The 16150-nt window shown below is 71.6% G+C and carries 15 protein-coding genes and 1 pseudogene; 4 read left to right on the top strand and 12 right to left on the bottom strand.

The window, feature by feature from the left end; genetic code table 11:
* Window positions 1–20 precede the first annotated feature (20 nt).
* Window positions 21–674 (bottom strand): tRNA (adenosine(37)-N6)-threonylcarbamoyltransferase complex dimerization subunit type 1 TsaB, encoded by a 654-nt coding sequence (tsaB, locus tag ACFYWI_RS03995; protein WP_389224841.1) that lies wholly within the window; start codon window positions 672–674, stop codon window positions 21–23.
* 102 nt (window positions 675–776) lie between these two features.
* On the opposite strand from tsaB, the gene ACFYWI_RS03990 reads away from it, so the two are divergent.
* On the top strand, window positions 777–1337 hold the full coding sequence (locus tag ACFYWI_RS03990; RefSeq protein ID WP_389224839.1) for a hypothetical protein: 561 nt from the start codon (window positions 777–779) through the stop codon (window positions 1335–1337).
* A gap of 58 nt (window positions 1338–1395) precedes the next feature.
* On the opposite strand, the gene ACFYWI_RS03985 is transcribed toward ACFYWI_RS03990, so the two are convergent.
* The 7 genes from ACFYWI_RS03985 to glmS form a co-directional block, all read right to left on the bottom strand.
* Window positions 1396–1590 (bottom strand): hypothetical protein, encoded by a 195-nt coding sequence (locus ACFYWI_RS03985; RefSeq protein ID WP_389224837.1) that lies wholly within the window; start codon window positions 1588–1590, stop codon window positions 1396–1398.
* Window positions 1591–1833: 243 nt separating this feature from the next.
* The gene (tsaE, locus tag ACFYWI_RS03980) at window positions 1834–2358 is read right to left on the bottom strand and encodes a tRNA (adenosine(37)-N6)-threonylcarbamoyltransferase complex ATPase subunit type 1 TsaE (protein WP_389224835.1); all 525 of its coding nucleotides are present in this window, start codon (window positions 2356–2358) and stop codon (window positions 1834–1836) included.
* Window positions 2330–3562: an alpha/beta fold hydrolase gene (locus ACFYWI_RS03975; protein WP_389224833.1), complete on the bottom strand. Its 1233-nt coding sequence runs from the start codon at window positions 3560–3562 to the stop codon at window positions 2330–2332. Before ACFYWI_RS03975 ends, tsaE begins: the two co-directional genes overlap by 29 nt.
* A 10-nt stretch (window positions 3563–3572) precedes the next feature.
* Window positions 3573–4703, bottom strand: coding sequence for an alanine racemase (alr, locus tag ACFYWI_RS03970; RefSeq protein WP_389225219.1), 1131 nt, complete (start codon window positions 4701–4703; stop codon window positions 3573–3575).
* Window positions 4704–5227: 524 nt separating this feature from the next.
* On the bottom strand, window positions 5228–6676 hold the full coding sequence (locus tag ACFYWI_RS03965; protein ID WP_389224831.1) for an NAD(P)H-hydrate dehydratase: 1449 nt from the start codon (window positions 6674–6676) through the stop codon (window positions 5228–5230).
* A gap of 486 nt (window positions 6677–7162) precedes the next feature.
* On the bottom strand, window positions 7163–7531 hold the full coding sequence (locus tag ACFYWI_RS03960; protein WP_389224829.1) for a holo-ACP synthase: 369 nt from the start codon (window positions 7529–7531) through the stop codon (window positions 7163–7165).
* A 4-nt stretch (window positions 7532–7535) separates the two neighbouring features.
* The gene (gene glmS, locus ACFYWI_RS03955) at window positions 7536–9383 is read right to left on the bottom strand and encodes a glutamine--fructose-6-phosphate transaminase (isomerizing) (protein WP_389224827.1); all 1848 of its coding nucleotides are present in this window, start codon (window positions 9381–9383) and stop codon (window positions 7536–7538) included.
* Between the two features lie 174 nt (window positions 9384–9557).
* Here glmS and ACFYWI_RS03950 point away from each other — a divergent pair, with 174 nt between their 5' ends.
* Window positions 9558–10961, top strand: coding sequence for a DUF2252 domain-containing protein (locus tag ACFYWI_RS03950; RefSeq protein ID WP_389224825.1), 1404 nt, complete (start codon window positions 9558–9560; stop codon window positions 10959–10961).
* Window positions 10962–11057: 96 nt separating this feature from the next.
* Here the strand turns inward: ACFYWI_RS03950 and ACFYWI_RS03945 are convergent.
* A pseudogene (locus tag ACFYWI_RS03945) lies at window positions 11058–11172 on the bottom strand (AIM24 family protein); the annotation flags it as partial.
* Window positions 11173–11400: 228 nt separating this feature from the next.
* On the opposite strand from ACFYWI_RS03945, the gene coaA reads away from it, so the two are divergent.
* The gene (coaA, locus tag ACFYWI_RS03940) at window positions 11401–12396 is read left to right on the top strand and encodes a type I pantothenate kinase (RefSeq protein WP_389224823.1); all 996 of its coding nucleotides are present in this window, start codon (window positions 11401–11403) and stop codon (window positions 12394–12396) included.
* A 60-nt stretch (window positions 12397–12456) separates the two neighbouring features.
* Window positions 12457–13401: a DUF389 domain-containing protein gene (locus ACFYWI_RS03935; protein WP_389224821.1), complete on the top strand. Its 945-nt coding sequence runs from the start codon at window positions 12457–12459 to the stop codon at window positions 13399–13401.
* Window positions 13402–13574: 173 nt separating this feature from the next.
* Here the strand turns inward: ACFYWI_RS03935 and glmM are convergent, their stop codons facing one another.
* The 3 genes from glmM to rplM all read right to left on the bottom strand — a co-directional run bounded on the left by glmM (window position 13575) and on the right by rplM (window position 16087).
* Window positions 13575–14933: a phosphoglucosamine mutase gene (glmM, locus tag ACFYWI_RS03930; protein ID WP_389224819.1), complete on the bottom strand. Its 1359-nt coding sequence runs from the start codon at window positions 14931–14933 to the stop codon at window positions 13575–13577.
* Between the two features lie 138 nt (window positions 14934–15071).
* On the bottom strand, window positions 15072–15599 hold the full coding sequence (gene rpsI, locus ACFYWI_RS03925) for a 30S ribosomal protein S9 (RefSeq protein ID WP_389224817.1): 528 nt from the start codon (window positions 15597–15599) through the stop codon (window positions 15072–15074).
* A 44-nt stretch (window positions 15600–15643) separates the two neighbouring features.
* Window positions 15644–16087 carry a 50S ribosomal protein L13 gene (gene rplM, locus ACFYWI_RS03920; protein ID WP_266381617.1) on the bottom strand — a complete coding sequence of 148 codons (444 nt, stop codon included), beginning with the start codon at window positions 16085–16087 and terminating at the stop codon, window positions 15644–15646.
* Between the last annotated feature and the right edge of the window lie 63 nt (window positions 16088–16150).

The following is a 16150-nucleotide window of genomic DNA, read 5'->3' as shown; positions in this document are numbered from 1 at the left end:
CTCACGCAGGGCGGCGGTGCTCACTTCGGAGTGACCACCTTGTAGTTCTTGGGCACCTGCGCGTCGGGGCGGCGCAGATAGAGCGGCTGCGGGTCCAGGAAGTCCTCCCCGGCCTCCAGCTTCCCGGCGGCGAGCGCGGCGAGGGCCCCGGCGCTGACGTGCTCGGGGCCGCGGGCGTCCGGGAACGTCTCGGGGTACAGGAGCGCGCCCGCTCCGACCGCCGGCATTCCGGCGACCTGTCCGGCGATGTCGGCGGGCCTGTCGACGGCGGCGTCGGTCACGCGGGTGCGGGGGTCCGCGTACCGCGCCCAGTAGACCTCCTTGCGGCGCGCGTCCGTCGCCACCACGAACGGCTCGTCGAGACCGCAGACGTACGCGAGCCCGTCCAGCGTGCACACGCCGTGGACGGGTACACCGAGGGCCGAGCCGAAGGTCGCGGCCGTCACCAGGCCGACGCGCAGGCCCGTGTAGGGGCCGGGGCCGACGCCCACGACGATGCCGGTGACGGCGTCGAGCTTCACACCGGCCTCGGCGAGTACGGCGTCGACGGCGGGCAGCAGCAGCTCCCCGTGACGGCGCGCGTCCACCCGGGAGGACTCGGCGACGACGGAGCTGCCGTCGTGGAGAGCGGCGGTGACGGCAGGGGTGGCGGTATCCATGGCGAGCAAGAGCACGCAAACAGCCTACGGCTCCCGCGACGGGGGCACGGCGCCCCGTCGGAGCGGACCGCTGCTGCTACCGTCACCCCACAGACGTACGTTTGAAAGGTGGGCACGGTGTCACGGAGCAGCTCGGGGATCGTGGCCGGGCTCACGGCGGCGGCGCTGACCGTCGTCGGTTTCCTCGCCTACCAGGCGTCGGCGAGCGCCCCCGACCATCTCGGCAAGCCGAGGACTCCGGTTGCCGTCCCCTCGACGCAGCCCACCGGCGGCACCCCGCAAAAGCCCAAGGACCCGCTGACGGTGCCCGCGAACTCGGGCACGGGCGTCCGTGTCGTGTACTCGCTGGGCGACCGGCGGGTGTGGCTGATCGGCGAGCAGGGCAGGCTGGAGCGCACGTTCGAGGTCATGCCGTCGACGGTCCACCCCAAGCCCGGTACGTACAAGGTGACCTCGCGCTCGGGCAAGGTGGCGGGCTCGGACGGCGTCCAGATCGAGCACGTGGTGCGCTTCGCGAGCGTCGACGACATCGTGATCGGCTTCAGCGCCGCCGTCGACGGCTCGCTGACACCCCCGGACCCGCAGCGGAAGACGGGCGGCGTCCGGATGAAGCGGGCGGACGGGGACGCGCTGTGGGTGTTCGCGGCGATCGGCTGGAAGGTCGTCGTCGTACCGTAGCGCCCCGGGCCGCGAGCGCTGAGGCCTGCGCCGGGCCCTCGGATGTCACCCGTACGAATCACGCCGCGTCGCGGTGCGGGGTCCCCTCCTCGGGCAGCTCACCCGGCCGGCGGTCCTCGCGGGGCGGGGTGGAGACCGCGGTCGCCGCGGCGCACGACGCCAGGAGATCCCGCATCGACAGGGTCGACGGCAGCGGGGTCGCGGGCTGGTGCGACTGCTGACGGGACTGCGGTACGCGCTCCGATGCCGACATGGATGCCTCCTGGGGGCTCCGGGGGCAGGCGTGCTTAGGTAGACCTAACCAGGTCTCCGTACCATGTCACCACGCGTGGCACGGCCTGCGCAACACTTTCCCGACGACTTGTCGGAACGTCTACAGTTCCCCGGCCCGCCCCTTCCCGAAACCGGGGGGCCGCGCCCCCGGGACCCGGCCATGCCCTGAAGGCGTAGAGGGGTGTCTTCCAGCCGGACGGGCGGAGAAACGGGCCCCCGGTGGTCAGGCTGTTGTCGACATCAGGTCCGACGACGCCCAGCGCGCGCCGTACCCGTACAGCGTCACCTCGCGACGCTCGTCGTCCGTGTCTCCCACCACCCGGTGGATGACCACATGCAGCCGGTCGTCCGACAGGTCCTCGACCTTGCCGTCACCCCACTCCACGACCACCACCGACTCCGGCAGCGAGACGTCGAGGTCCAGGTCCTCCATCTCGTCGAGGCCGCCGCCCAGGCGGTACGCGTCGACGTGGACGAGCGCCGGACCACCGGTCAGCGACGGATGGACGCGGGCGATCACGAAGGTCGGGGAGGTGACGGCGCCGCGGACGCCGAGGCCCTCGCCCAGGCCCCGCGTCAGCGTCGTCTTGCCCGCGCCGAGCTCGCCCGTGAGCATCACCAGGTCGCCGGGACGCAGCAGCTTCGCGAGCCGGCGTCCCAAGTCCTGCATCTGCTCCGGGGATTCGACCGTCAGGCGGGCGGAGCGGGCGGCGGCTGTCTCAGCCACCGGGCTGTGCGGTGCTTCCATACGTGCCGACGTTACCCGTTGTCGGCACCGCTCCGATCCGGGCCAGCAGGTCCGCCAGCCGGTCGGTGACCACCTCCGGGTGCTCCAGCATCACCAGGTGCCCCCCGTCCGGCACGATCACCAGTTCCGCGTCCGGCAACTCGTCCGCGATCGCCTCGCTGTGCGCACTGGGCGTGACCAGATCCTTGTCGCCGGCCAGCACCAGCACCGGCAGGTCCGCGAAGGCAGTGAGCGCCTCGGCCTTGTCGTGGTCGGCGAAGGCCGGGTAGAACTCGGCGACCACATCGATGGGCGTCGACTCGATCATCCGCTCGGCGAACCGGCCCACCGCCGGGTCCACGTCCTTCGACGAGAACGAGTAGCGCTTGATGAGCCCGGCGAACAGGTCCGCGGTCGCACGGCGGCCCCGTTCGACCAGTTCGGCCTGCGAGCCCAGTGCTCGCAGCACGCCCGGCAGGACCCGCCGCAGCGCGTTCACGCCCGCCACCGGAAGCCCGTAACTGACCTCGCCGAGCTTGCCGCACGAGGTACCGACGAACGCTGCCCCGACCACCCGGTCCCGCACCAGCTCCGGGAAGTGCGCGGCCAGCGCCATCATCGTCATGCCGCCCATGGAGTGGCCGACCAGCACCAGCGGGCCCGTGGGCGCCGCCGCGTCGATGACCGCCTTCAGATCCCGGCCCAGCTGGTCGATGGAGACCGGCACCGCGTCGGTCCCCGCCTGCGACGCACCCCGCGCCGAGCGGCCGTGGCTGCGCTGGTCCCAGTGCACGGTACGCACCAGACCGCGCAGCGCCGCCCGCTGGAAGTGCCAGGAATCCTGGTTGAGGCAGTAGCCATGGCTGAAGACCACGGTGACCGGAGCCGGCGCCTTGCGCCCGAAGAGCCGGCGGCGGCGCGGCGCGCCCACCTCCGGGTCGAGCTCGTCGGCCTCGTAGTAGAGCTCGGTGCCGTCGTCGGCGAGCGCCTTGCCTGGCACGCCGCGCAGCGCCCCGTACGGCCCGGACGCGTCCAGGGCCAGGCGCGCCTTCCTGCGCATGCCGCGGCCGACGGTGAGCCTTTCGAGCGCGACACCGGCGGCCGCGCCGGCCGCGACCACGCCTATCGCCGCGCCGGCGAAGCCCGCCCGGCGCCAGTTGCCCGTGGCCACCGCCGCAGCCATCGCCGCGGCCTCGGCCACGTCCCCCGTACTGGTCTCGCTCACCGTGCCTCTCCTACTCGTAGTCGCCGGATCCCTCGATGTCCTCGTTCACATAGACGCGCGGAACCCTCATACCGATGCGCGTGACGATCTCGTACGCGATGGTGTCCGCCGCCTGCGCCCAGTCCTCGGCGCTCGGCTCGCCCCGGTCGCCGGGTCCGAACAGCACCGCCTGGGACCCCTCGGTGATCTTCTGACCGCCGAGATCGACGACAAACTGGTCCATCGCCACCCGGCCCGCCACCCGCCGCCAGGACCCGCCGACCAGGACCGGGCCGCGGCCGGACGCATGGCGCGGAACACCGTCCGCGTAGCCGAGGGGGATGAGCCCGAGCGTCGTCTCCTCGGAGGTGACGTAGTGATGGCCGTAGCTGACGCCATGGTCCGCCGGGACATGCTTGACCAGCGCCACGGACGCGGCCAGCGTCATCACCGGACGCAGCCCGAAGTCGGCGGACGTGCCGAGCTCGGGGCTGGGCGAGATGCCGTACATCGCGATACCGGTCCGTACGAGATCGAAGTGCGCGTCGGGCAGCGTCAGCGTGGCCGGGGAGTTGGCGATGTGCCGGACCTCGGGCGCGATGCCCTCCTTCTCGGCGTACATGACCATGTCGCGGAACAGGTTCAGCTGCGCGGCGATCGAGGGATGCCCCGGCTCGTCGGCGCACGCGAAGTGCGACCACAGGCCGGTGACCTGGACCAGCCCCGCGTCCTCGGCGGCGCGGGCGGCCGCGACCAGCTCGGGCCAGTCGGCCGGCTGGCAACCGTTGCGGCCGAGGCCGGTGTCGGCCTTGAGCTGGATACGGGCGGGCCTGCCCGCCTCCCGGGCCGCCGCGGTGACCTCCGTCAGCGCCCACATGCCGCTCACGGACATGTCGAGGTCGGCCTCGATGCCCTCGCGCCAGGGGTCGCCGGGCGTCCACAGCCAGCACATGATCCGGCTCTCGATCCCGGCGGCGCGCAGCGCGAGCGCCTCATGGGGCGTGGCGGTGCCGAGCCAGGTCGCGCCGGCCGCGAGCGCCGCGCGGGCGCAGGGCACCATGCCGTGCCCGTACGCGTCCGACTTCACCACGGCCATCAGGGCGGCATGCGGCGCACGCGCACGCAGGACGCGCACGTTGGCGCGCAGAGCGGCGAGGTCGATCTCGGCACGGGCTCGAAGCGGCGAGGGCCGGGCGGCGGCGGGCGGGGTCGAACCGGGTCGGGAAGGACCTGCCGGTGCCGGGTCCGGCCGGGTCGGACCGGCCGATACCGCTTCCGGTCGGGTCGGACCTGCCGGTTCCGGTCGCGGCGCCGGTGTCGCCCCTGCCGCTGCCGGGCCGTCCGATGCGGGGTCCTGCCCCGTCGGACCTGCCGATGCCGAGTCCGGCCGCGTCGGACCTGCCGGTGCCGTCCCCGGCCCGGTCGGCTCCGGCCCAGTGCGACCGGCCGGTGTCGGATCTGCCGACGCCGCATCTGCCGGCGTCGGACCCTGTCGCGCCGACTCCGGCCGCGGCGGATCCGTCGGCGTCGACGCTGCCTGCGTCGGCCGTGCCCGCGTCCGTGATGCCTGCGTCGGTGGTGTCTGGCTCATCGCGCCCAGTGTCTCAGAGCCGTACGGCGGGAAACGTTCGCCGGGCGGTCGTCTTGGTCACTCGGACAGACCCGCACCGTGACCCCGTTCGCGGCCTATTCGCCCACGTCACGCCATGCGGACGGGAGGGCGGCCGCCACCTCGTACGCCCTGATGGGCACGCCCTGCGCGGCCGCGTGACGCGCCGCCAGGCCGTGCAGATAGGCCGCGACCGACCCGGCGTCGCGCGCGTCGAGCCCTGCGGCCAGCAGTGATCCGGCCAGGCCCGACAGCACATCACCGCTGCCGGCGGTGGCCAGCCAGGGCGTGCCCATGGGATTGACCCGGACCGGTGACCTGCCGCCGTCGGGCGCGGCGACCAGCGTCGTCGACCCCTTGAGCAGCACGGTCGCCCCGAAACGCGCGGCAAGCTCCCGTACCGACGCGAGCCTGGCCCCCTCCACCTCCGCGCGCGGCACGCCCAGCAGCGCGGCCGCCTCCCCGGCGTGCGGGGTCAGCAAGGTGGGCGCGCCCCGCTCCCCCCGCACCCGTACCGCCACCGCGTCGAGCAGCCGCAGCCCGTCCGCGTCCACGAGCACCGGCACGTCCGAGTCCAGCACCTCCCGTACTGCCTCGCCCTCCTCGCCGAGGCCCGGCCCGACGACCCACGCCTGGACCCGGCCCGCCTTGGCCGGGGGCCCTGCGTGCACCAGGGACTCCGGGAACCGGGCGATCACGGCGTCGGCGGCCGGGCCGACGTACCGCACGGCCCCCGCACCGCCGCGCAGCGCGCCCGCCACCGCGAGCACCGCCGCGCCCGGGTAGCGCGCGGATCCGGCGGCGACGCCGACGACGCCGCGCCGGTACTTGTCGCTCTCCGCTGCCGGGGCCGGCAACATCCGGGCCACGTCCACGTGTTGGAGCGCCTCGAGCTCGGGAAGCCCCGGCAGGTGGTCGTCAAGACCGATGTCGACGAGGCGGACCGTACCCGCGTACTCCTTGGCCGGGTCGATCAGAAGCGCCGGTTTGTGCGCCCCGAACGTGACCGTCACATCCGCGCGCATAGCCTCACCGCGCACCTCGCCGGTGTCCGCCTCGACGCCGCTCGGGAGGTCGACGGCGACGACGACGGCGTTGGAGCCGCGGGCGGCGCGCGCCACGGGGACGGCGTCGGGGCGCAGCCCGCCGTGCCCGCCGATGCCCGTGATCCCGTCGAGGACGAGGTCGGCGACGGCCAGCGCCTCGAACGGGTCGTCCGCGACCCGGCCGCCCGCGCGGCGGAACTCGGCGAGCCCGCCCTGGTGGGCCCGGTCGGGCACGATCAGCACCGCTTCGACGCGGGCTCCGCGGCGGGCGAGGCGGGCACCGGCGTACAGGGCGTCGCCGCCGTTGTCGCCGCTGCCGACGAGCAGGACGACGCGGGCGCCGTACACCCGGCCCAGCAGGACGGCACACGCAGCCGCCAGCCCGGCGGCGGCCCGCTGCATGAGCGCGCCTTCGGGGAGGCGGGCCATGAGCTGGACCTCGGCGTGCCGCACGGTCTCCACGCTGTACGCAGTACGCATGCCTCCGAGTCTGCCGCACGCGCGACAGGGCCGCGCGGGAGGGGCGCGGCGCAAGTGCACGATCCGGAGGCGAAGTTACGGGCGCCCGCCCCCGGGCAGGAAGCGTCCTGGCCCGCCGCCGCCTCGGACAACAGCCCGGCGGCCGACCCGAGCTCCGCCGGTCCGCTCCCCACCGGGGAGCCATCGATGCCCCCGCACCCGCGGGCAGCACGGGAGCCGCCCCTGAGGTGCCACCGACCGGCCGGCGTCGATGCCCGCCAAAGCGAGCCCGCGCGGGCACCCCGCACAAGTGGCGGGAGCCGGCTCGGGCAACGGACCGCCTGCGGCCCCGGCGGCCGGCGCCCGGTTCTGCCGGTCTGCTCCCCGCCAGGGGACCGTCGATGCCCCCGCCCCCGCAGGCAGCACCGGCGCCCGCACCGCTGACGTGCCCCCGAAGCGCGCCGGCGCTCGAAACCACCCGGGCTTGGCCGGTGCCGCCGGCAGCCGCTAGCCCTCCGCGATCACCACCGCCGAGGCCACGCCCGCGTCGTGGCTGAGCGACACGTGCCAGGACTTGACGCCCAGATCGGCCGCCCTGGCGGCCACCGTGCCCCTCACGCGGAGCCGCGGCTGACCGGTGTCCTCGACATACACCTCCGCGTCCGTCCAGAGCAGCCCGCCCGGCGCGCCGAGCGCCTTGGCCAGCGCCTCCTTCGCGGCGAACCGGGCCGCGAGCGAGGCGTAACCCCGCTGCTCGCCGCTGGGCAGCAGCAACTCCTGTCGCAGGAACAGCCGTTCGGCCATCGCCGGTGTCCGCAGCATCGACGCGGCGAACCGGTCGATCTCGGCGACGTCGATCCCCACCCCGATGATCACGCGCTCACTCCACCGTCACCGACTTCGCCAGATTCCTCGGCTGGTCCACCTCGTTGCCTCGCGCCGTCGCCAGCTCGCACGCGAAGACCTGCAACGGCACGGTCGCGACCATGGGCTGCAGCAGCGTCGGCGTGACCGGGATACGGATCAGGTGGTCCGCGTACGCCGCGACCGCCTCGTCCCCCTCCTCCGCGATCACGATGGTCCGCGCCCCGCGGGCCCGGATCTCCTGGATATTGGAGACGATCTTGTCGTGGAGCACGGAACGCCCGCGCGGCGACGGCACGACGACCACCACCGGCAGATCCTCCTCGATCAGCGCGATCGGACCGTGCTTGAGCTCCCCGGCCGCGAACCCCTCCGCGTGCATGTACGCCAGCTCCTTGAGCTTCAGCGCCCCCTCCAGCGCCACCGGATAGCCCACATGCCGTCCCAGGAACAGCACCGTGTTCTTGTCCGCCAGCGAGCGCGCCAGCTCCCGCACCGGCTCCATCGTCTCCAGCACGCGCTCGACCTCGCCGGAGATGTGCGCCAGGTCCCGGACGACGGCCCGGATCTCGTCGCCCCACTTGGTGCCGCGGACCTGCCCCAGATACAGCGCGACCAGATAGCAGGCCACCAGCTGCGTCAGGAACGCCTTCGTCGAGGCGACCGCGACCTCGGGGCCGGCGTGCGTGTACAGCACGGCGTCCGACTCCCGTGGGATCGTGGACCCGTTGGTGTTGCAGATCGCCAGAACCTTCGCGCCCTGCTCACGGGCGTGCCGCAGCGCCATCAGGGTGTCCATGGTCTCGCCGGACTGCGAGATCGCGATCACCAGCGTCCGCTGGTCCAGGATCGGGTCCCGGTAGCGGAACTCGCTCGCCAGCTCCACCTCGCACGGGATACGGGTCCAGTGCTCGATGGCGTACTTGGCGATCAGCCCCGCGTGGAACGCCGTCCCGCAGGCGACGATGACGACCTTGTCCGCCTCACGCAGCACGGACACCGGGATCCGTACCTCGTCGAGACTCAGCGACCCTGCCGCGTCGATACGGCCGAGCAACGTATCGGCGACCGCCTTGGGCTGTTCGGCGATCTCCTTGAGCATGAAGTAGTCATAACCCCCCTTTTCGGCCGCGGAAGCGTCCCAGTCCACGTGGTAGGCCCGCACATCCGCGGGCCTGCCGTCGAAGTCGGTGACCATCACGCCGTCCCGGCGGAGCTCCACCACCTGGTCCTGTCCCAGCTCTATCGCGGACCGCGTGTGGGCGATGAACGCGGCCACGTCCGAGGCGAGGAAGGACTCACCCTGGCCAACGCCCACCACCAGCGGGGAGTTCCGCCGCGCGCCCACCACCACATCCGGCTCGTCCGCATGCACGGCGACCAGCGTGAAAGCACCCTCCAGCTGCCGGCACACCTGCCGCATCGACTCCGCCAGATCCCCGGCCGACGAGAACGCCTCGGCCAGCAGATGCGCCACGACCTCGGTGTCGGTCTCCGACTCCAGATCGTGCCCGCGGTCCTCCAACTCGGCGCGCAGAACGGCGAAGTTCTCGATGATCCCGTTGTGCACGACGGCGACGCGCCCGGCGTTGTCCAGGTGAGGGTGCGCATTGGCGTCGGTCGGCGCGCCGTGCGTGGCCCATCGCGTGTGCCCGATCCCGGTGGTCCCGCTCGGCAGCGGCCGCTCCGTCAGCTCCTTCTCCAGGTTGACGAGCTTCCCCGCCTTCTTCGCCGCCGCGAGCCCGCCATCGGCGAGCACGGCGACCCCGGCCGAGTCGTAGCCGCGGTACTCGAGCCGCTTCAGCCCGGCGACGACCACATCAAGCGCCGACTGCCCGCCGACGTAACCCACGATTCCGCACATGTCCGCAGCCTACGACCCGCGACGCGGCTCGGCATGAGTGCCGACGGCTGCCGCTCCTCAGGACTCGGCGCCCCGTCCTCGGCCGTGCCCGGGCCGGAGTGCCGTCCGACCTGATGTGGGGTTTGCTGGACGTGGGCCGTGCCGATCGGAGGGTACGAGGTGAAGCGGAAGCCAATGACGGTCACGCGACAGGTGCAGCTGTCCCCTGTGGAGCGCGCGGCCAGGGGAAGAGCGGCGCGGGCGCGTGCTCCCCGGTCCTCCCACGCCGAATTCGCGCCATCCCGGCATCGGCCGGATCCGGTGGACATCATCGAGAAGCAGTCCGCGACGCGAGTGCCGGAACTCGTCCCGATCCGCTACGGGCGGATGTCGGAATCCCCCTTCCGCTTCTACCGGGGTGCTGCCGCGATCATGGCGGCCGATCTGGCCACGACCAGGGACTCGGGCTTGCGCGCCCAACTGTGCGGCGACGCCCACATGATGAACTTCCGCTTTCTGGCCTCTCCCGAGCGACATCTGCTCTTCGACATCAACGACTTCGACGAGACGCTGCCCGGCCCCTGGGAATGGGACGTGAAGCGGCTGGCAGCCAGCCTCGTCATCGCCGGCCGGGAGAACGGCTTCACGGATGCGCAACGTCGCACGATCGTCCGATCCGCCGTGCGGTCGTACCGCGAACAGATGCGCCGTTTCGCCGGAATGCGCACACTCGACGTCTGGTACGCCCGGACCGACGCCGACCAGTTGGCGTCTCTCGTGTCCGGAGAGTTGCGCAAGCGGGGCCGCGAGCAGCTGTCACGGTCACTGGCCAAGGCGCGCACCCGTGACAGCCTCCAGGCTTTCGAGAAGCTCACCCGGATCGTCGACGGGGAGCGCCGGATCGCTCCGGCTCCGCCCGTCATCACGCCTCTCTCCGATCTTCTGCCGGACGTGGAACGAGGGATGCTCGAGGAGACCATCCGGAGCCTGATCGACCGATACGGGAAGAGCCTCCAGTCGGACCGCCGGCACCTGCTCCAGGAGTTCAGCCCGGTGGACATGGCACGCAAGGTGGTGGGCGTCGGCAGCGTCGGCACCCGCTGCTGGATCGTGCTGCTGCTCGGCCGGGACGAGAACGATCCGCTGCTGCTCCAGGCCAAGGAGGCCGATGTCTCCGTCCTGGCCCCGTATGTCGGGAGCAGCGAGTTCGCCACCCAGGGCGAGAGGGTGGTGGCCGGGCAGCGCCTCATGCAGGCCTCGAGCGACATCTTTCTCGGCTGGGAACGGGTTCCAGGGATCGACGGCCGCGACCGGGACTTCTACGTACGCCAGTTGCGGGACTGGAAGTTCGTCGCCGAGCCGTCGTTGATGGTGCCACGGGGGATGCGGGTGTTCGGCGAGCAGTGCGGAGCCACCCTCGCCCGCGCCCATGCCCGATCGGGCGACCGCATCGCCATCGCCGCCTATCTGGGCAGCAACGATGTCTTCGACCGCGCGCTGGCGAAGTTCGCCGAAAGCTACGCCGACCGGAACGAGCGCGACCATCAGGCTCTCCTCGACGCGATCAAGGCCGGACGGGTCAGCGCGCAGCCGGGCTGACGCCCGCCGCCCTCCGGGCACGGCCGGACACACTGCTCGATCCGTCGCCGGATACGGCACGTACCGGTGGTGACCGGCGGACCGGACGGGGGAGGCGCGACGCGGCCGACCAGGCGACGACCGCGTTGCAGTCGGCGAAGGTGGTGGGCGTGACCGGCAGGACCACCGGGATGCCGCGCGTCTTGACGACGACCGTGCCCGTGCCCTGGAACACGCCGTCGAGGCAGCCGTATGTGTCCACGTCGGCTCAGCGGATACTCCATACGAGATGTACAGCACCGGCGACGCCCCGGCTCCACACCTCGCCCGCTGCGCGGACGGTCGACGCCCGCCTCAGCCATGACTGTGACGTACGCCACCGGCTTCCGGCCGGGCGCCGGGACCCCGGCGTGATGGATCCCACCCGCCACGCACGCCCCGCACACCCGACAATGGCCCTGTGATCTCTTCGCCGCCACGAAGTTCCCACCGCCGGGCCGAGCCTGCGTCGACGCCGTACGTCGACCTCACCCGCGCGGAGTGGAGCGCCCTGCGCGAGAGAACACCACTGCCTCTCAGCGCCGAGGAGGTCGAGCGGCTGCGCGGGCTCGGTGACGTCATCGACCTGGACGAGGTACGGGACGTCTATCTGCCGCTCTCCCGGCTGCTCAACCTGTACGTCCAGAACACGGCCGAGCTGCGGGGTGCCCTCAACACCTTCCTCGGCGACGCCGGCAACGGGCACGGCGCCCAGCGCGGCACCCCCTTCGTCATAGGGGTCGCCGGTTCCGTCGCGGTCGGCAAGTCCACCGTCGCCCGCCTGCTGCAGGCCCTGCTCGCCCGCTGGCCCGAGCACCCGCGCGTCGAGCTGGTCACCACCGACGGTTTCCTGCTGCCGATGAAGGAACTCCAGGCCCGCGGCCTGGTGTCACGCAAAGGCTTCCCGGAGTCGTACGACCGCCGGGCACTGACCCGGTTCGTCGCCGACATCAAGGCCGGAAAGGACGAGGTCACCGCACCCGTCTACTCCCACCTGATCTACGACATCGTCCCGGACGAGCGTCTGACCGTACGCCGCCCGGACATCCTCATCGTCGAGGGACTCAACGTGCTCCAGCCGGCACTGCCCGGCTCGGACGGGCGCACGCGGGTCGGGCTCGCCGACTACTTCGATTTCAGCGTGTATGTCGACGCGCGGCCCGAGGACATCGAGACCTGGTACCTCAACCGCTTCCGCAAGCTGCGCGAGACCGCGTTCCAGAACCCGTTCTCGTACTTCCGGAAGTACACCCAGGTCTCCGAGGAGGAGGCCCTGGACTACGCACGCACCATGTGGCGGACCATCAACAAGCCCAATCTGCTGGAGAATGTGGCACCCACGCGCGGCCGCGCCACACTGGTGCTGCGCAAGGGGCCCGACCACAAGGTGCAGCGCCTGTCGCTGCGCAAGCTCTGAAGCGCGACGCCCGAACACCCGAACGCCCGACAGGCCTGACGACTGCGAGGAGTCGCCCGCGTGCTGCATCTGCGGATGATCACCCCGGCCGACCGGACCGACGAGGTGGTCTCCCTCATCGAGAGGACCGTCGGCACGACGCATCTCGCCGTCGTCCCGGGTGCCGCCCGCAATCCCCAGGGCGACCTGGTGATGTGCGACGTGGCACGCGAGGCGGGCGACAAGCTGATCGGCGCGCTGCGCGACCTCGGCATCCACGAGACCGGCTCGATCGCCGTCGAGAACATCGACCTGTCGCTGTCGAAGCGTGCCGACAAGGCCGAGGACGAAGCGCCGGGCGAGGGCGTCGACGCGGTGCTCTGGGAGCACCTGGAGGAAGCGACCCACGAGGAATCGACGCTCAGCGTCACCTACCTCGCGTTCCTGACCCTGGCGACGATGATCGCGGCCTGCGGTGTCGTCCTCGACAACGCGATCCTGATCGTGGGCGCGATGGCGGTCGGCCCGGAGTTCGGCCCGCTGGCCGGGATCTGTACGGCCCTGGTCCAGCGTGCCCCGCGGCTGGCCTGGCGCTCGTGCGTGGCGCTGATCGTGGGCTTCGCCGCAGCCATGCTGCTGACTGTGGGATTCAGCAACCTCATGGACGCGCTGGATCTGTTCTCCCGGGCGAAGCTGGACGCCGATCGCCCCAACACAGCCTTCATCTACGCCCCGGACGAGTTCTCGTTCGTCGTCGCGCTGCTGGCGGGCGCCGCCGGCATGCTCTCGCTGACCTCGGCGAAGTCCGGCGCCCTGGTCGGTGTCGCGATCTCCGTGACAACCGTCCCCGCGGCGGCCAACGCCGCGGTCGCCTTCAGCTTCTCCGAGTACGAGCAGGCGTGGGGTTCCACCGAGCAACTGCTGCTGAATCTGCTCGGCATCGTGCTTGCGGGCACGCTGACGCTGCTGGCCCAGAAGGGCTTGTGGGCCCTTCAGCACCGGCGCACAGCGCAGCGCTCCGGCTAGGCCGGGCGCTCGGTCGGGCTGAACACGTCGGGCTGAACAGGTCGAGAATGCCCCGAACGTGCAACTCGTCGTGCCGCTGACGGGCATGGTGTGCGCAACGGCAGGGCTTCGGCCGTGTGCGCGCCGTGTCCCTCCCTCTGCGGGAACGGGACACGGCGCTCAGGACCGCCTCGTCAGCCCAGCGAGGACTTCACGACGTCGGCCAGCCGGCCCGCGACGCTGCGCGCCTGCTCGATGTCCGCGGCCTCGACCATCACCCGCACCAGCGGCTCGGTGCCGGACGGACGCAGCAGTACGCGACCGGTCGCGCCCAGCTCCCTCTCCGCCTCGAGGACCGCGCTCGCCAGCTCCGCCGAGGTCTCCACCCGCGACTTGTCCACGTCAGGAACGTTGACCAGCACCTGCGGCAGCCGCTCCATCACCCCGACCAGCTCGGCCAGCGAGCGGCCGGTCGCGGCGACCCGGGCCGCCAGCATCAGACCGGTGAGCGTGCCGTCGCCGGTGGTGGCGTGGTCGAGCGCGATGACGTGCCCGGACTGCTCACCGCCGAGCGCGAAGCCACGCGCCTTCATGGCCTCCAGGACGTAACGGTCGCCGACCCCGGTCTGCACCACCTCGACGCCCTCGCGCTCCATGGCCAGCTTGAAGCCGAGGTTCGACATGACGGTCGCGACCACGGTGTTCCCGCGCAGCGTGCCCGCCTCGCGCATGGCCAGCGCCAGCACGGCGAGGATCTGGTCGCCGTCGACCTCGTTGCCCGCGGCGTCCACGGCGAGGCAGCGGTCGGCGTCGCCGTCGTGGGCGACACCGAAGTCGGCTCCGTGCTCGACGACCGCGGCCTTCAGCAGGCCGAGGTGCGTCGAACCGCAGCCGTCGTTGATGTTGAGGCCGTTGGGCTCCGCGCCGATCGCGACGACCTCGGCCCCGGCACGCGCGAAGGCCTCGGGCGAGACCCGGGAGGCCGCACCGTGCGCCTCGTCGAGGACGACCTTCAGACCGTCGAGCCGGTTCGGCAGTACGCCGATCAAGTGGGCCACGTACCTCTCGAAGCCCTCGTCGTAGTCCGTCACACGGCCCACGCCGGCACCCGTCGGGCGCTCCCAGGGCTCACCGGTCCGGTGCTGCTCGTAGACCTGCTCGATACGGTCCTCGAGCTCGTCGGCGAGCTTGTGGCCGCCGCGGGCGAAGAACTTGATGCCGTTGTCGGGCATCGCGTTGTGGCTGGCGGAGAGCATCACTCCGACGTCGGCGCCGAGCGCGCCCGTCAGATGGGCCACGGCCGGGGTGGGCAGCACACCGACGCGCAGCACGTCCACGCCCGCGCTCGCGAGGCCCGCCACGACGGCCGCCTCCAGGAACTCTCCGGATGCGCGGGGGTCGCGTCCGACCACGGCGGTCGGCCGATGGCCTGCGAAGGTGCCCGCCTCGGCCAGCACGTGCGCCGCCGCGACCGACAGGCCGAGCGCGAGCTCCACCGTCAGGTCCGCGTTGGCGACACCGCGTACACCGTCCGTTCCGAAGAGTCGTCCCACTGTTGTCCTCCGAGAATGGGTGAATGCTCGAACCGTTATACGCCCGAGGTCTTCGAGCGGTAAACGAACGCCCCGGCAGCACCGAGTGCCGCCGGGGCGAACGAAAAGCCGTACAAGCTGTACAGGCCAGCGTGCGATTTAGCGCTTGCTGTACTGCGGGGCCTTACGGGCCTTCTTGAGACCGGCCTTCTTGCGCTCGACCGCACGGTCGTCGCGGGAGAGGAAGCCGGCCTTCTTCAGGGCGCCACGGTTGTTGTCCGGGTCGGCCTCGTTCAGCGCGCGGGCCACACCGAGGCGCAGGGCGCCGGCCTGGCCGGAAACGCCGCCACCCGAGATACGGGCGATGACGTCGTAGCGGTTGTCGAGCTCGAGCACCTTGAAGGGCTCGTTGACTTCCTGCTGGTGCACCTTGTTGGGGAAGTACTCCTCAAGGGTGCGACCGTTGATCTTCCACTTGCCGGTGCCCGGAACGATCCGGACGCGGGCAATGGCGTTCTTGCGACGGCCCAGGCCGGCTGCCGGCTGGGGGTCGCCGAAGCGGGACGCCAGGGACTCGCTGGTGTACTCGCCCTCGACGGGAACCTCCGACTCGAAGGTGGTCACCTCGGCGAAGGTCTCTTCAGCCTCGGTGCCCTCGACGGGGGTCTCTGCAGTGGTCTCGGCCACGATTCTCCTCAGATCTTTCTGTACGTCTTAGGGGGTGGCCGGAACTACTGCGCGACCTGGGTGATCTCGAACGGGACCGGCTGCTGAGCAGCGTGCGGGTGGTTCTCGCCCGCGTAGATCTTCAGCTTCGAGAGCATCTGACGACCCAGGGTGTTCTTGGGGATCATGCCCTTGATGGCCTTCTCCACAGCCTTCTCCGGGCTCTTGGCAAGCAGCTCGTCGTAGCGGACGGAGCGCAGACCACCCGGGTACCCGGAGTGGCGGTACGCCATCTTCTGGGTCTTCTTGTTGCCGGAGAGGTGAACCTTCTCGGCGTTGATGATGATGACGAAGTCGCCCATGTCCATGTGGGGGGCGTAAATCGGCTTGTGCTTGCCCCGGAGGAGGTTCGCTGCCGTAGTCGCCAGACGGCCCAGGACAATGTCCTGCGCGTCGATGATGTGCCACTGGCGCGTGACATCGCCGGGCTTGGGGCTGTACGTACGCACGGTCGTAGCCTTCGCTTCTTCAGTGAGTGGGTATCCCCCCGGCCCGCAAGGGCACAGGAGAAC

It is taken from the genome of Streptomyces sp. NPDC002889, assembly GCF_042888425.1.
Taxonomy (GTDB): domain Bacteria; phylum Actinomycetota; class Actinomycetes; order Streptomycetales; family Streptomycetaceae; genus Streptomyces.
Note: the sequence above shows the minus strand (reverse complement) of the source record. Positions and strands in the feature narration are given on the sequence as shown.

Bases quoted from the DNA above. Each gene is read 5' to 3' on its own strand.
- ACFYWI_RS03950 (WP_389224825.1), top strand. From the start codon at position 9,558: ATGACGGTCACGCGACAGGTGCAGCTGTCCCCTGTGGAGCGCGCGGCC.
- ACFYWI_RS03965 (WP_389224831.1), bottom strand. From the start codon at position 6,676: ATGCGTACTGCGTACAGCGTGGAGACCGTGCGGCACGCCGAGGTCCAG.
- ACFYWI_RS03985 (WP_389224837.1), bottom strand. From the start codon at position 1,590: ATGTCGGCATCGGAGCGCGTACCGCAGTCCCGTCAGCAGTCGCACCAG.
- glmS (WP_389224827.1), bottom strand. From the start codon at position 9,383: ATGTGCGGAATCGTGGGTTACGTCGGCGGGCAGTCGGCGCTTGATGTG.
- tsaE (WP_389224835.1), bottom strand. From the start codon at position 2,358: ATGGAAGCACCGCACAGCCCGGTGGCTGAGACAGCCGCCGCCCGCTCC.